The organism is uncultured Aquimarina sp. (genome assembly GCF_947500065.1).
GTDB lineage: Bacteria > Bacteroidota > Bacteroidia > Flavobacteriales > Flavobacteriaceae > Aquimarina.
This window is the reverse complement of record NZ_CANMQT010000003.1, coordinates 553,374-568,818: the sequence shown is the minus strand read 5'-3', so window position 1 is coordinate 568,818 and position 15,445 is coordinate 553,374. Positions and strand designations below refer to the sequence as shown.

General features: G+C 31.7%; 17 protein-coding genes. 12 read left to right on the top strand and 5 right to left on the bottom strand.

The window, feature by feature from the left end:
- Window positions 1-101 precede the first annotated feature (101 nt).
- The 10 genes from Q0975_RS12545 to Q0975_RS12500 all read left to right on the top strand — a co-directional run bounded on the left by Q0975_RS12545 (window position 102) and on the right by Q0975_RS12500 (window position 10,112).
- Window positions 102-1,283, top strand: a complete 1,182-nt coding sequence (locus tag Q0975_RS12545; RefSeq protein WP_299437113.1) for a M14 family zinc carboxypeptidase — start codon at window positions 102-104, stop codon at window positions 1,281-1,283.
- A gap of 74 nt (window positions 1,284-1,357) precedes the next feature.
- Window positions 1,358-1,837 carry a winged helix-turn-helix transcriptional regulator gene (locus Q0975_RS12540; protein WP_118456411.1) on the top strand — a complete coding sequence of 160 codons (480 nt, stop codon included), beginning with the start codon at window positions 1,358-1,360 and terminating at the stop codon, window positions 1,835-1,837.
- A gap of 101 nt (window positions 1,838-1,938) precedes the next feature.
- Window positions 1,939-4,521 (top strand): phosphoenolpyruvate carboxylase, encoded by a 2,583-nt coding sequence (locus tag Q0975_RS12535; RefSeq protein ID WP_299437111.1) that lies wholly within the window; start codon window positions 1,939-1,941, stop codon window positions 4,519-4,521.
- A gap of 359 nt (window positions 4,522-4,880) precedes the next feature.
- Window positions 4,881-5,831: an alpha/beta hydrolase gene (locus tag Q0975_RS12530; RefSeq protein WP_299437109.1), complete on the top strand. Its 951-nt coding sequence runs from the start codon at window positions 4,881-4,883 to the stop codon at window positions 5,829-5,831.
- A 16-nt stretch (window positions 5,832-5,847) separates the two neighbouring features.
- Window positions 5,848-6,351, top strand: coding sequence for a hypothetical protein (locus Q0975_RS12525; RefSeq protein WP_299437107.1), 504 nt, complete (start codon window positions 5,848-5,850; stop codon window positions 6,349-6,351).
- A 288-nt stretch (window positions 6,352-6,639) separates the two neighbouring features.
- On the top strand, window positions 6,640-7,575 hold the full coding sequence (locus tag Q0975_RS12520) for an AraC family transcriptional regulator (RefSeq protein ID WP_299437105.1): 936 nt from the start codon (window positions 6,640-6,642) through the stop codon (window positions 7,573-7,575).
- A gap of 102 nt (window positions 7,576-7,677) precedes the next feature.
- A complete protein-coding gene (locus Q0975_RS12515) occupies window positions 7,678-8,721 on the top strand; it encodes a S41 family peptidase (protein ID WP_299437103.1) in 1,044 nt (347 codons plus the stop codon).
- Window positions 8,722-8,795: 74 nt separating this feature from the next.
- Window positions 8,796-9,131 (top strand): DUF2834 domain-containing protein, encoded by a 336-nt coding sequence (locus Q0975_RS12510; RefSeq protein ID WP_299437101.1) that lies wholly within the window; start codon window positions 8,796-8,798, stop codon window positions 9,129-9,131.
- A gap of 93 nt (window positions 9,132-9,224) precedes the next feature.
- Complete coding sequence (locus Q0975_RS12505; protein WP_299437099.1) at window positions 9,225-9,737, top strand: DinB family protein; 513 nt, start codon at window positions 9,225-9,227, stop codon at window positions 9,735-9,737.
- 6 nt (window positions 9,738-9,743) lie between these two features.
- Window positions 9,744-10,112 (top strand): nuclear transport factor 2 family protein, encoded by a 369-nt coding sequence (locus Q0975_RS12500; RefSeq protein ID WP_299437098.1) that lies wholly within the window; start codon window positions 9,744-9,746, stop codon window positions 10,110-10,112.
- Window positions 10,113-10,116: 4 nt separating this feature from the next.
- Here the strand turns inward: Q0975_RS12500 and Q0975_RS12495 are convergent, their stop codons facing one another.
- Genes Q0975_RS12495 through Q0975_RS12475 form a run of 5 tightly spaced genes read right to left on the bottom strand, consistent with a single transcriptional unit; the run spans window position 10,117 to window position 13,824 of the window.
- Complete coding sequence (locus Q0975_RS12495; RefSeq protein WP_299437097.1) at window positions 10,117-10,896, bottom strand: hypothetical protein; 780 nt, start codon at window positions 10,894-10,896, stop codon at window positions 10,117-10,119.
- 33 nt (window positions 10,897-10,929) lie between these two features.
- Window positions 10,930-11,559, bottom strand: a complete 630-nt coding sequence (locus Q0975_RS12490; protein ID WP_299437095.1) for an esterase — start codon at window positions 11,557-11,559, stop codon at window positions 10,930-10,932.
- A gap of 13 nt (window positions 11,560-11,572) precedes the next feature.
- A complete protein-coding gene (locus Q0975_RS12485) occupies window positions 11,573-12,421 on the bottom strand; it encodes an alpha/beta hydrolase (RefSeq protein WP_299437093.1) in 849 nt (282 codons plus the stop codon).
- 3 nt (window positions 12,422-12,424) lie between these two features.
- Window positions 12,425-13,264: an alpha/beta hydrolase gene (locus Q0975_RS12480; protein ID WP_299437091.1), complete on the bottom strand. Its 840-nt coding sequence runs from the start codon at window positions 13,262-13,264 to the stop codon at window positions 12,425-12,427.
- Window positions 13,261-13,824 (bottom strand): TetR/AcrR family transcriptional regulator, encoded by a 564-nt coding sequence (locus Q0975_RS12475; RefSeq protein ID WP_299437090.1) that lies wholly within the window; start codon window positions 13,822-13,824, stop codon window positions 13,261-13,263. Before Q0975_RS12475 ends, Q0975_RS12480 begins: the two co-directional genes overlap by 4 nt.
- 84 nt (window positions 13,825-13,908) lie before the next feature.
- On the opposite strand from Q0975_RS12475, the gene Q0975_RS12470 reads away from it, so the two are divergent.
- Both Q0975_RS12470 and Q0975_RS12465 read left to right on the top strand, forming a co-directional pair.
- Window positions 13,909-14,334 carry a hotdog fold thioesterase gene (locus Q0975_RS12470; RefSeq protein ID WP_299437088.1) on the top strand — a complete coding sequence of 142 codons (426 nt, stop codon included), beginning with the start codon at window positions 13,909-13,911 and terminating at the stop codon, window positions 14,332-14,334.
- A gap of 1 nt (window position 14,335) precedes the next feature.
- On the top strand, window positions 14,336-15,415 hold the full coding sequence (locus Q0975_RS12465; RefSeq protein WP_299437086.1) for a chorismate-binding protein: 1,080 nt from the start codon (window positions 14,336-14,338) through the stop codon (window positions 15,413-15,415).
- The last annotated feature ends 30 nt before the right edge of the window (window positions 15,416-15,445 follow it).

The window sequence follows — 15,445 nt, the reverse complement described above, 5'->3', positions numbered from 1 at the left end:
TTTACAATTGTAAAACCTTCATCAGTTTACATATGTAAAAACTAAAACAATTGTTATGAATCTTCAGTAAACAGTAGTAATTTAGACGCTTTAATAAGCTTATGGATATTGATAAATTATCTCATTGGTTCAATATATATAAAGAACCTTCCTTATCAGGACGTTACATACATTTAGAACATATTACTCCTCTTTTAAATAGTCTTTCTAAAAAAGTTGAGATAGCACTTCTTGGTACTTCAGAAAATAATGCACCTATACACCTTATAAAACTCGGTAATGGGCCAAAGAAGTTATTATTTTGGTCACAAATGCATGGAAACGAAAGTACTACTACAAAGGCTGTGTTCGACTTTCTTAATATGCTTACCGATAGTTCTAATGAACTTTCTGAACGGATTTTAGCTTCCTGTACCTTATATATCATTCCTATATTAAGTCCAGATGGAGCAAAAGCATATACAAGACTTAACTATAATCAAGTTGATCTAAATAGAGATGCTCAAAATAAAACTCAAAAGGAAAGTGTTATACTTAGTGATGTAATTCGCGATATTAAACCGGATTATGCTTTCAATCTGCATGGGCAACGTACTATTTTTAGTGTAGGAGATACTAATATTCCTGCTACAGTCTCTTTTTTATCACCTGCTGGAGATAAAGAACGTACTATTACTCCTTGTCGTAAAGTAGCTATGGAAATCATCGCAGAAATGAATTCAGTGCTACAGCATCATATACCTAATGGTGTTGGGAGATACGATGATGGCTTTAATATTAATTGCGTAGGGGATACTTTATCAGATATGGGGATACCTACGATACTGTTTGAAGCAGGACATTATAAAGAGGATTATGATCGGGAAAAAACCAGATCGTATATATTTTATGCATTGATGACGGGAGTTAAGTATATATCAGATAAGAATGTGACTGGAGATCAATATGAAGAATACTTTGATATTCCGGAAAATGGAAAATGTTTTTTTGATATTATTATTAGAGATGTTGTGGTCGATAACAAAAATGTGGATATAGCTGTGCAGTATACTGAGGAATTATCCGAAAACCATATTAAATTCATACCAAAAATTGTTAAAATTGCGGATTTAAGAAAATTTTATGGACATAGAGAAATAGTTGGTAAAAAGAGGGTAATTAGCCGGTATATAAGCTCCGAAATCGATAGAGTACAGATAGTTCCGGAAATAGCTCTAGAGAGGGAGTTGTTAAAATTCCTGTTAAAAGATGAATTATTCTCAACAGAATTGAGAAAAAGTTGAAAAAAAATGTATGAAAACATTATTTTTCTATTATTTTTGCAATGTAATTAATCGGGAAAATTATTAGAATTACTATGGCAAAATTTAAATTAGACGAAGTAGATCACCAAATATTAGACATGTTGATTGAAAATACTCGTACACCTTTTACGGATATTGCAAAGAAATTACTTATTTCGGCTGGTACTGTTCATGTGCGTGTTAAGAAAATGGAAGAAGCTGGAATTATTGAAGGTTCTTCATTAACTTTAGACTACAAAAAATTAGGATATTCTTTTATCGCTTATGTGGGTATATACCTTCAGAATACATCACAAACCAAATTTGTATTGCAGAGAATTAAAGAAATACCTTTTGTAACCGTTGCACATATAACGACTGGTAAATTTAATATCTTTTGTAAAGTAAGAGCAAAAGATACTAATCATGCAAAAGATATCATTTTTCAATTAGATGATATTGATGGTGTGTACCGTACAGAAACTATGATTTCGTTAGAAGAAAGCATTAATGATAAGAAACGCTTGATGCATTCTATTTTTCAAGAGATGTAAAGGGCATTCTATTTAAACATATAAACCCTTTAGGAACCAATCTTAGAGGGTTTTTTATTGTAGCATTATTTTATTAATCAACCATATTCGTAACCACAATTATGGCAAGACAACCAAAAATAGAACGTTTTAACCACAACGTTCTTACTAAGTATCAGATATACAATAGTATATTTATTACATTACCTTTTGATGAGATCACCAACACAGGTGTTTTACTACCACTTTTTAATGAAGTATGTGAAAAAGGGTATGATCAAAAGAAAAATCCTTCGGAAATTGTAGAAAGCTTTTTTAAGTTATATCAAGATAATCCTTCAGATAAGGAAAAGCACAATCTTCTATTTAGATTTATACAATATATAGAACGTCAGGTAGTATTATTTGATGCTATAGAAGACGCCGCCTTTCCTATTGTTAATAATATGGATGGACGTGGTACTTTAAGAAGTATAAAGGAAGAAGCACAGGCAAAGGGGCAATTGGAAGAATTAAAAGATTATTTAAGAAGGTTTAAAATTAGACCTACCTTAACTGCGCATCCTACACAGTTTTATCCAGGAACCGTATTGGGAATTATTCATGATCTTGATACTGCTATCCGAGGTAATGACTCGCAAAGAATTAAAAAGTTGTTAGCACAGTTAGGTAAAACAGCTTTCTTCAAAAAAGAAAAACCAACACCGTATGATGAAGCGGTGAGTTTAATATGGTATCTGGAAAATGTGTTTTATCATTCCGTGGGAACAATCTATAATTATATCCAGCAGAATATTTTTCAGGGAGAAGATCTCGAAAACGATCTTATTAATTTAGGATTCTGGCCTGGAGGTGATAGGGATGGTAATCCTTTTGTAACAACAGAAACTACCCTGAAAGTAGCTAAGAGATTACGTAAAACCATCTTGATAAATTATTATAGAGATATACGTAAGCTTAAACGTAGAATTACTTTTGGTAATCTACAAGATAAATTAGGTGTTTTAGAACAAGCCTTGTATGAAAATTTCTATTATGCTAAAACGGCAGAACCTTTGTCTATAGAGACATTGATGACTGGGCTGTTGGAGGTAAGAGAAGAATTGATCAGTAAGCACCAGTCTTTGTTTTTAGAAGAATTACAAGATTTGATTAATAAAGTAAAGATTTTTGGATTCCATTTCGGAACCTTAGATATTCGTCAGGATTCCAGAGTGCATCATAATGTACTTACAGGGATTGTAAAGAAAACAAATGAGTTAGGTTTAGGTTTTTTTCCAGACAACTATGATTCTTTATCAGAAGAAGAGCAGATTAAAGTATTATCAAATGTAACAGGAAAACTTGATCCATCTGTATTAGACGATGACATGGCTAGAGCAACGATCGAGTCAATTTATGCCATACAAACCATACAACAGAATAACGGAGAACGTGGAGCTAATCGTTATATTATTAGTAATAACGGAAGTGTTCTTAATGTGATGGAAACTTTTGCTATGATAAGGTTAAGTGACTGGGAACAACCTACGGTGGATGTAATTCCGTTATTTGAGACGGTTCCGGATCTTCAGGTTTCGCATCAAGTGATGGAAACATTGTATAGTAATCCTGTGTATATGGAACATCTAAAACGTCGTGGAATGAAACAAACCATTATGCTTGGTTTCTCTGATGGAACGAAAGATGGTGGATACCTGATGGCAAATTGGGGTATTTTTAAAGCTAAAGAAGCGTTGACCGAAATATCAAGAAAATATGATATAAAGGTTATATTCTTTGATGGCCGTGGAGGACCACCAGCTAGAGGAGGAGGAAATACAAATCAGTTCTATGCATCACTTGGTCCTACCGTAGAAGATGAACAAATCCAAATAACAGTACAAGGACAAACGATCAGTTCTAATTTCGGGACCTTAGATTCTTGTCAATATAATTTAGAACAGTTATTAGGTGCTGGTGTAGAAAATCAATTGACCGATAATGAAGCAAATCTTTTTTCTAAAGAAAATAAAGATACAATGCAGGAATTAGCGGATGTCAGTTATGAAACGTATGTAGATTTTAAAAATCATCCTAAGTTTTTACCATATTTGGAGCATATGAGTACGCTTAAGTACTACGGAAAAGCCAATATTGGTAGTCGTCCTTCTAAACGTAGTAAAAGTAGTACCTTAGATTTTGGAGATTTGAGAGCGATACCTTTTGTTGGTAGCTGGAGTCAATTAAAACAGAATGTCCCTGGTTTTTACGGAGTAGGAACTGCATTAAAAACCTATGAAGATCGCGGAGAGTTTGATAAAATCATTGCACTATACAAAGGATCTGCGTTCTTTAGAGCATTAGTAGGTAATAGTATGATGAGTTTGACCAAATCGTTTTTTCAGTTAACTGCGTATATGAAAGATGATGAAGAATACGGAGCTTTTTGGAATATTATCCATGATGAGTATGAACTAACCAAACGTCTTTTACTAAAATTAACAGGCTACTCAGAATTAATGGAAAATGAACCAGCGGGTAAAGCTTCTATTGATATCAGAGAAAATATCGTATTACCTTTGCTTACAATTCAACAATATGCACTGAAGAAAATTCAAGATATTAATAGAACCGGTAAAGACATAGAAGATCTGGAAATCTATGAAAAAATGGTAACTCGTTCGTTATTTGGTAATATTAATGCCAGTCGTAACTCTGCGTAAGAAGAGCATATAAAATTCACTTAAAACCACAGCTGTTCTTCGGTTGTGGTTTTTTGTTTAGTGAATTTTATATTTCTTTAATAAAACATTGAAATTGTTTTAGAATAAACGTTTGTATAAATGAAGCATATACTTCCACCTGGTTTGTTTTTTCTGTTTGATTAATATTTAATAATAGTTATAAGATTACAGCTAATTAGTGATTTATTAAAGGTTCTTGTATATTTATGATGATACAGTGGTTTTACACTAAAAATGTATAAAACCTTTAGAGAAATGTCTGATGCTAGGTAAATAATTATGTGGCTATGACAATATGTTAAACATCAGATTCCATTTTTAAGTTGCTACAGAATACCATGAAATTGATAATTAAGACTATTAAACTATTGTTTTTTTGCATTGGATTCCTAACAATTGTTATTATTGTTCTCTATGGTTACCGGGATATTCCTTTGGAAGATTTAAAAGCTAAATATGCTCGAGCACCCTCTTCATTTATTTCTGTAGATGGAATGAATGTACATTTTCGTGATGAAGGAGATCGAAAAAATTCAATTCCAATCGTTCTGATTCATGGTACAGGTTCTAGTCTGCACACTTTTAATGATTGGACAATTCAATTAAAGCAAGATTTTCGGGTAGTAAGAATGGATCTACCTGGATATGGACTTACGGGCCCTTTTCCAGATCGAAGTTATTCAATTGATAATTATGTAGATTTTCTAAAGCATTTTTTAACTTCCCTCGGAGTAAAAAAATGTGTGATTGGAGGAAACTCCCTAGGAGGAGGTATTGCTTGGAGTTTTACTTCTAAATACCCTGAAATGGTTGATAAATTGATACTAATTAATGCATCAGGCTATCCATCCAAAGCAAAAAGTGTTCCGGTAGCTTTTAAGATTGCTAAAATCCCTGTTGTCAAAAATATCTTCACGTTTATCACACCAAGGTTTGTGGCAAAATCAAGTTTAGAAAATGTGTTTGCTGATAAAACCAAGGTAACCGATAAACTTATTGACCGTTATTTTGAGCTTACCTTAAGAGAAGGTAATCGACAAGCCTTTATAGATAAGTTAGAGCGGAAAAAGAATACAATTACCTATAAAAGCATTAAATTAATTAAGCAAAGGACTCTAGTATTGTGGGGTGATCAAGATAAATTAATTCCTGTTGACAAGGCATATCAATTCCATAATGATTTACCTAACGATACCTTATTCATTATGAAGGACGTAGGACATGTTCCAATGGAAGAAAGTCCGAGTTTAAGTGCAGAAGCAGTGATTACGTTTTTGAAAAACAAATGATATTAGCATATTTTTGATGACTGAATTTAATCCGCCAATTTCTATACGAGACACTGAAGAATTAATAGCAATTGTTAATTCGGGTAAGGGTCACTGGCAAAAAGAAGCAATAGATCAGGCAAGAAATGAATTAATAAAAAGAAATGTTTCTCAAGATGAACAGGAAAAAGTAGTACCTAATTGGAATAAATTGGATGAAGAATATTTTCAGGAATTAGGTGAGACATTTGAGGAAAATCAAGACAAAAGTTATTCAATACTAAAAAAGGTGAGTATTTTCGTTTTTGCACCACTAATTATTTTTAATAGTTTGGCAGAGGATACAGGTCTTTTGAGTTTATTTAAAGAAAACTCTAAATTAAGATTTAAGCAACGATTAATTTTACTTTTAACGGGTACAATGTTTTGGTTAATTGTTGGAGTATGGAGTATAGATAACTCAGAAGAAGAACGTCTAAAATTAACTCCCGAAGAGGAAATTGAATTCTTGGAATGGAAGAAAAAACATAGGTATGAATAAAATTTTATCATAATCTATATGGCTAAAGAATGTTTATGTTTGTCGGATTTATATATTTGTTTCTTATTATACAACTTATAAAGCTTTCATAAACATTATTCATTACTAATAAGTAATACAATAGACTATATCGTTTTAAATATCATAGTTCTTTTTGGAGCAATACAAGGCTTTACATTGTGTCTTTATTTACTTTCTAAAAGAAAAGATAATAAGAGAGCATTTAATTATTATATGTTGTTTTTGTTTTCTTTATCCTTTTACAATCTAACATATGCCTTATTGTATATGAATATTTATAGGATTGGCTTTATACCTTTAACCTCTTTTCCATTTCCCTATAAATACCTAATTGCAGTTGGATTTTATTTTTATGTAAAAAGCTTAATCCAAAAGAAAGAAAATGGCGTTTCTTCTATAGAATACCTCTTGTTTCTCCCAGCCGTTTTATATGGAGTATTGAGATTGTATTGGTATGTGATAATTCTTAGCGGTGTTGATGAGGATATATTCTTAAAAGTTTATGAAGCTGGTTTTTTCTTGTACAATGAGTTTGCATACCTAATTTTTAATTTATTGGTCATGATTAGTATTCTAAAGTTTATACAGAAGAATAAAGGCCAGATTAAAGGTTCGGTGTCAACACGTAAAAATTGGGAATGGTTGTCTACATTTTCCTGGGTGTTTATTTTGGTAATTGTTCTTAATTTATTGCATCAAATAGTAGCACATGCTTTGGGACTCGAGCATAGTAGAGCGTTTTATTATATAATACTAGTGTTAAATTCTATTTACATATACTGGATAGGTTTCATTGGTTTTACCAAATCCAATCTATTGTTTAAAACTTTCAATCTCAAAGATCAATCGGAAGAGGAGATTGATAGTTTATTAAAAAATAGAATAGAACACTATATGATAAAAGAAGAAGTTTTTACCAATCAAAATTTTAAAGTTTCGGATTTAGCTTCTTTGTTATCAATTCCTGAAAAAGAGTTGTCCTTATATATCCATGATACCTATCATATGTCTTTTACAGATTTTGTAAATACTTATAGAGTAGAAAAGGTAAAATTATTGCTAGTGTCTTCAGAACAAGAAAAATTTACATTATTAGCAATTGCGGAGAAATCAGGCTTCAGTTCAAAATCTTCATTTAATGCAGTGTTTAAAAAGTTAACCGGTGTAACTCCTACTCAGTTTAAATCGAATTCTAAAAATTAATATGTCCAGTATTTATTTTCTGGACATTGTCAATCGGTTTTGAGGTTTTTTTTTCTTTAAAAGCCTATAGTTTTGAAACATAAAATTTTTAAAACTAAACTCATGAATAGATTTTTTTTAGTAGCAATTATTAGTGTTTCTGTATTTTCTTCAAAAGTGTACAGTCAGCAAAAAGTAGTATCTGTACAAGACAGCATTACTGTCTTTTATGATCATTTTTTTGAAGAATTAGAGACAAATTACTTGTATCGAAAAAACGTTAATTGGAGTCAGGTAAAATCTTATATAAAAGAAGAAGCCTTAAAGAGTAATACATTTGAGCAGTCGTTAGAAGTATGCTCAAAGGTTTTTGATACGATTAAAGGAAATCATTTATTGTTGTTTTCGGAAAAAGGACTTTACCAAAGTAACCTCAAAAGACAAATTACACAAGAAGATTTGCATAAAAGCTTATTGGAGGCATATGCTAAGGAACCCAAATTTGAGGTAAAACTAATTAGTGATCAATACGGCTATATTTTTATTCCAGGGATGCTATTATTAAATGCAACACAAGAGGAATTAAACGAGAGAGCCCAAAAAATATATGACGCTATCATAAAATTGGACAATGCTAAAAAAATAGATGGATGGATTATTGATTTACGATTAAACATAGGAGGAAACTCTAATGTGATGTTAGCGGGGTTATATCACTTAATAGGTGATAATACGGTATCATTGTATTTGGATGCAAATAAAAATGTAACAAACCGTTCAGGATTGCTTAATGGAGTTTATTATGAAAATCAAAAAATACAAGCAGAGGTAAAGACAGGTGCTAAACCAAAAACTAATATTCCGGTAGCGTTAATTACTGGTGTTATGACAGCTAGTGCTGGAGAATTTGTTGCATTGGGTTTTAGGGGAAGAAAAAATACCGTGATTATAGGCGAAGAAAGTTATGGATTGACTACAGCCAATGATTTGTTTGAATTACCGTTTAAAACAAAAGCAGCAATTACACTGAGCTATGCTACAGATAGATCCGCTCTGTTTACCCAAAGTATTAAACCAGAAATAGAGATCATTAAAGAGGCTAATTTTCAGGATTTGACTAAAGATAAAAATATTATCGAAGCTATGAAGTTTATAGATACCAAGTAATAAAAGTATCTAATTAGAGGATTTGTTTTAGTAAATATGTTTTAAATTAGATACACTTTAAAAAAATCATACTTATGAAACTCAAATATGCATTTTTGTTTTTAGCCATTGTGGGATTGTGTTATACTTGGTATTTTAATATTCAATTTTATTTAAATGCAGAAGATACTTCTCTCTTAAATTATATTGCACAAACAAAAACTACATTTCCGGCTAAATCTTTTAATGCAGATTTATTGGTGGTAGTGTTTACTTTTTTTGTTTGGTATATCCCAGAGGCGATTAAACTAAAAATGAAGCACTGGTGGATATTTATTCCATTAACATTTATGGTGGCTATTGCATTTGCATTTCCGTTGTTTTTATATTTTAGAGCACGTAAATTAGAGAAACAAAAAGCGATTGAGTAGTAATTATAGACGTAGATAATAAAGAACTGTTAATACAATTATAGAATGCAATAAGAATTAGTACATTTCTACTCTATTTCTAAATGATTATTTATGCAATCTTTACTTACGCCAGAAGAATATAATCCTTACTATGGTACTTATATAGATAAAGCCGAAAGCACTACTATTGTAGATGCTTTACAGCTAGGTAAACAAAGCTTTATTAACTTTGTTAATTCAATTTCTAATGAAAAATTGACTTATGCATATGCAGAAGAAAAATGGACAGTTGCAGAAGTATTACAACATATCATCGATACAGAACGTATTTTTTCTTACCGCGCACTTCGCTTTGCAAGAAACGATAAAAGCTCATTGATGGGGTTTGATCAAGATGAATATGTTCCTAATTCTAATGCGAATAATTATAGTAAACAGGAACTTATAGAAGATTTTGAAGCAACAAGAAACAGTTCAATTGCTTTGTTTAAGAGGTTTACAGAGGATATGCTAACCCAAATAGGAGAGGCGAGTGGTAGTCCAATGAGTACAAGAGCAGCAGGTTATATACTTTCTGGTCACCAAAAACATCATTTGGATATCATTAAAGAAAGATATTTGTAATAGACAATGACTAAAGAAGAGGTAGCTAAGAAATATCTTTCTTTTTTGGAAAGAGGAGAAATAGATAATGTGATTAATCTATTTGTGGATGAAGGTATTGTAGTATCTCCTCTTTATGGTGTTTTGCCTGCTACAGAATTTTATAAATCTTTATCAGAGGATACAACTTCTTCAAAACTTCTTTTTGACGGATTGTTTTTTGAGAAAAACACAAACAGAATTTCCTTACTTTTTGACTATGTGTGGACATTAAAAAATGGCAAAGTTGTCGAATTTAAAGTGGTGGATATTTTAGAACTTACTCCTGAGAATAAAATCAAAAAATTGACCATTATTTATGATACTGTTAATACCAGAAGTTTGATTGGTAAGTAAAGTATTATAATACCTCAGAGTTTTTATTTGTTCTTAAAACAGTATCAAAATAATTAGAAAAATTGAAAGTATTTACTCCGCTTTTTCCAAAAGTCTGACCGATAAAATTTTTAATCATACCTTCCTTTGTTACGCTATGTATATGAAGTGCTTTGGAGTGATTATAGAATGTTTTGGATTCAGAAATGTCAAATGAATGAAATGCATCAATTGCGAAAATGGTAATTCCTAATTCCTTAGCTACCTCTGCATCTAATTCTGAAACAGATGTAATGTTCCTTTTATCATCCCGTTTTTCTTTAGGGTGTCCATGAAGTTGGGCTAGAAGCATCAATCCTTCCCTAACTCTTGGAGCGCTGTTTGGGCCAACTCCATAAGTATTAATAATGATTTGTTTGTTAGTTTTGAGTTCTGGTTCCCAGTCCCTTAATGCAAATATTTTTCCGTTATTTACATTTAAAACAATGAATACTTGATTCTCCAACCCTTCATTCATAGTATCATCAGCCATAACCTGAATCTCTTTTTGTATCTGATTTTCATCAAAAGTAATTACATAACTGTTTTTATGTAATTCTCGAATTCCTGGAGCAGAATTGGTTCCTCCTTTTTCTTCAATAACGTAATTCCACTCTCTTATATCGATAACTCTTAGGTTATTTGTTTCTGACCCATCTGACCCTAGTTGTTCTCCAGTAACTCTATCTATATAATAGTCAGCAAAAGAAAAAGCTGTAGAAAATGAAAATAAGCCAATAAAAAAAAGTAGCGTGCTTTTTGTCATTGAAATAAGTTTAAATTTAAATCTCTTTTAAATTTAAACAATATTTTTTAAAGTATCAATGTTTAGTTCATGACCACCAGAATGGGTGTTGAATTCTATTTGAGGTAAAATCCCTTTTACTCTTACTTTTTCGGCATGTACTTTGTCAATTTCGAAATAAGGGTCTTTTTCTCCTAAAATGTGAGTAACTTTAGTTCTTTCGGTTAAAAATGTAAAATCTTCTTTTCCTAATTCCTTTGGAAATCCTCCAGAAATCATCACAAATGCATCAGGCTGTATTTTTCTGCTAGCAATCCATCTACTTGCTATACTTACTCCTTGCGAGTATCCTAGTACAACAAATTTAACCGTAGAAGGCAAATTCTCTGCTTCGACTACAGAATCTATATAATTAAGAACATTTTTAGTTTCAGTTTGTGTATTTTCTTTGGTAAGCCAACTAGAACCAACTTTCTTATAATCATTGTTTTTATAGTATTTAGAAGGCGCTTGCGGTGCAATAATATAGTTCTCTTTTGGATCTAGGCTTTGGAACAATCTGATGAAATATCTACTTAAGTAACCAATTCCGTGAAAGACTAACCAAACTGTTTTCGTTTCAGAAGTTAACTCATTTAAGATGTCATATGTATTTGTGGATTGGTAAACAACCTCCTTTTGCATAATTAATTACTTTTTATAATTGGAACCATTCATCTATTATAGGCCACAAGATATCTTGATTTTTCTTTCTAAAAAAATCAAAATGACCAATTGTTTTTAGGTTATAATCAGATGGTTTTAAGTGTTTTCTAATTGTTTTAGCATTACTATATACTCTATTGCTTAAGATATCTACTGATTTCTTGGGCGCAAAAAGATCATCATCAATGCTAATTAGTAACATGGGTTCCTTTATGTCTTGATAATAGGTTTCAGAATTACCTTTGGTAAAATGCAGCATAGAATCTGGGTGCAAAAGGAAAGTAGCCCAATCTTTTGCGGCTTTTGTAGTTAAAGGCTTTCCTAATCCAAACCAACTAGAAGGGTAGTATCCTAAAACGGATGTAGTAATTGGAACGAAAAATTTAAAATTGAGATATATCAATGCGCGCATTCTAGGGGTAAAGTGTTTGTAAAACCCAAACTGAGATCCGATAGTAAGATATTTGTCATAATATTGAAAAGCGTTACTAAACCCTACGCTATTTCCACCGTAGCTATGACCTATCATATATTGTGAGTTGTTAGGGAACTCTTCTTTAACATGTTTAGAAACGGCCTTGAAATCCATTGCCCATGAAAAGAAACCATGTTCCTTTAAAGATTGAATGCTCTTGGATGTTGAAGATCCAATACTCCGATAATCAAAGGTAAAGACATTACATCCTTTTTCTGTCAGATATGTAGCTATGTTGAAATAAAATTTTTGAGGAACAGCTACAGCAGGAGCAAATACAATGGTTTTGTTGTTTGATGATTTCGGAACAAATTCATGAACAGAAATAGGATATCCATCGGTGGATTGAATAGTGTATGACTCCATTAACTAAGATTTTAAAATTGTTTTTTGCTTTAAGTATAGCTCGGTTTGATAGTCGAAAAAAGAAACTATTTTATTGAAATAATCATGTCGAGATTTTGATTTTGGAATCTGAGCATGTGCTGCATTAGAAATAATATGCAATTCTGAAGCTATAGGTATTGCTTTGTTGAAATGATATCCAGCATCATCTTTAATAAGTTCATCTTTATCGAGATATATAAAAAGAACTTTCTGAAGGCTATGAGCTTCTTTAATCCTGTCGATCATTCGGATTTTCTTTCGTAGTTTGGGTGCCAGAGTATTTATGAATTTTAATGCAAAATTGGCAAAAGGATATTGTACCCAGAAATCATCCAAGGTGTTAGCGGCACTTTCTACAATGGCAAAATCATACTGATGTTTTTCTGCAAAAGCAATAGTAGCCCATTGTCCCCCTAATGAGATTCCTAAATAACCCAATGCTGTATTCGGAAATATATCTCTGGCAGTGTTTCCAGCAACAATGATGTCTTCATAATAATTAAAATTACCAACTTCACTTTCTCCAAAACCGTTGATATCAAAAATGAATACATTGTATCCATGGTTTCTTAGTATATCGGTATATCCGTTTTTCAGGAAGTAACCTTTAGCTTCTTTTCCCATAGGATGCCCTAATACTATAGTGGCTTTAGAATGATCCTTTTTTGAAGATGCATACATTCCTTTTAGTAAGGCACCGGATTTACTTTTAAATGATATTGAGTCCCATTCCTTAATTTGTTCTTTTGATAATGGGTTTTTCCATGGTATCATAAAACGTCCAAAAAAAGGTTTTTTTGCAATCTTATAATATGTTTTCATTTCTTTAATATTATTTTTTCCATTCTGGAAACTGCATTGTTGATATATTTATGGTCGTTATAGATACGCATTAATAAAATGCCGCCTTCAAGATCTTGAACCATCTGTTCCGCTAGTGATAATGATTCTTCTTTAGAATAGTTAGGTTCTAGCAAAATCTGTAAACCAGAGATGAAATCTTCAAAAAAATGCTTTATTTCATCTTTATAAATAGGATCAAGATGGGCAGTTTCTAACGCTGTATTTGCCATAATACAGCCACTATTCGCGTTTTTAAACATTTTATTAATAAGCCCATGAACTTTTTTAAGCTTTTGTTCAATTGTAAGTGTGTTGTTTTCAATCACTTTAAATAGATTGTGCTTGAAATAACTATTTACGGTCGCTAAAACTTCTTTGATTAATTGCTCTTTATTATTAAAGTAGTAGTAAAAATGTGATTTTTGAATTTCACAAGCTTTAGCCAACTCACTCATGCTGCTTTTGCAGATACCTCGTTCTCTCAGTACTGGAATGACTTTACTGAGAACTTCTTCTTTGGATGTTTTCGTTTTAGGCATTTTATTGAACGTTCGTTAAAATAATACATAAATATAGTTAGAATTATTTAATGTCATTGTTTATTTTTACTTAAAATTAAATTTATGAAATTAACTGAAGAAGAAATATTGGAACAATGTGCTAAAATGTGCAAGAATACACTGATGGAGACATTAGATATTTCTTTTTGTGAGGTAGGTGCTGATTATTTAGTAGCAAAGATGCCTGTAACTCCTAGGGTTCATCAACCAGATGGCGTATTGCATGGTGGTGCTATGGTTGCTCTAGCGGAAAGTGTTGGTAGTGCTGCCTCACATATTTTTTTGGACACTAAAGAATTTTATATTAGAGGTTTGGAGATTTCTGCTAATCATGTAAAAAGCATTAAAGAAGGATATGTATATGCCAGAGCAGAGATTGTACATAAGGGTAGGACTACTCAACTTTGGGATATTAAATTACGTAATGAAGAAGGTAACTTGATCTCTATTGTAAAATTAACGACCATAGCATTGGCTAAATCAAAATAATATGGATATTTCAGCTTTATACCTGAAAATCCAATCGCAATTGGATCAACAATTACCATTTGTTGTGTATAGAAAATCTGGAGAAAAAAATCTACACAGTTTTCTTCAAAACGACAATCATTTACATGAACTAGATTCATACAATACTTCTGGTTTTGTTTTTGCGCCATTTGATAGTGAGGATAAAGCAATCGTAATACCTATAGATAAAAGTGCTTACTACAGTGCTGTAGTTCCTGAGAATGCTTTAGATACTATTAATCCTACTAAATTAAAGCTTGCTGATCAAAATCAAACTGAGAAAGAGAAGCACATGAAGTTGGTTTGCAGTGGGATTGAAGCTATTGGAGAAGGATCTTTTAGGAAAGTAGTTTTATCTAGAAAGGAAGAAGTTCTTTTTGAGCATAAAGATCCTTTAGATGCTTTTCAACTCTTAATAAACAATTATCCTAATGCTTTTGTGTATTGTTGGTATCATCCGGATATAGGGATTTGGCTTGGAGCAACACCAGAGACTTTAATCACTATAAAAGATGATACGTTTTTTACTATGGCTTTAGCGGGTACACAACCGTATATTGATTCATTAGAAGTCGATTGGGGTGAGAAGGAGATAGAAGAGCAGGTTATGGTTACTGATTTTGTTTTAAATGAACTTTTGTCTAAAGTAAATACTATCGAAAAATCTAAGACGTATACCTATAAAGCTGGTACATTACTACATCTTAGAACAGATATTAAAGGTACCTTAAAAAACGAAAGCTCTAATATCGAAGATATCATTAAGGTATTGCATCCTACACCCGCAGTATGTGGTCTGCCTAAGAGAGAAGCTAGATGTTTTATATTAGAAAATGAACAGTATGATCGAAAGTATTATACAGGTTTTTTGGGTGAGTTAAATATAACTCAAAGCGGAAAATCGGAATCCAATCTATATGTCAATCTTAGATGTATGGAAATAGTACAGAATAAAGCAATAGTTTATATAGGTGGAGGAATCACTAAAGATTCTATTCCAGAAAAAGAATGGGAAGAAACTGTGAGAAAAACAGAAACAATGAAAAAGGTTTTACATTAAAATAGTTCTAAAAGGTTGGCTTTAATTACG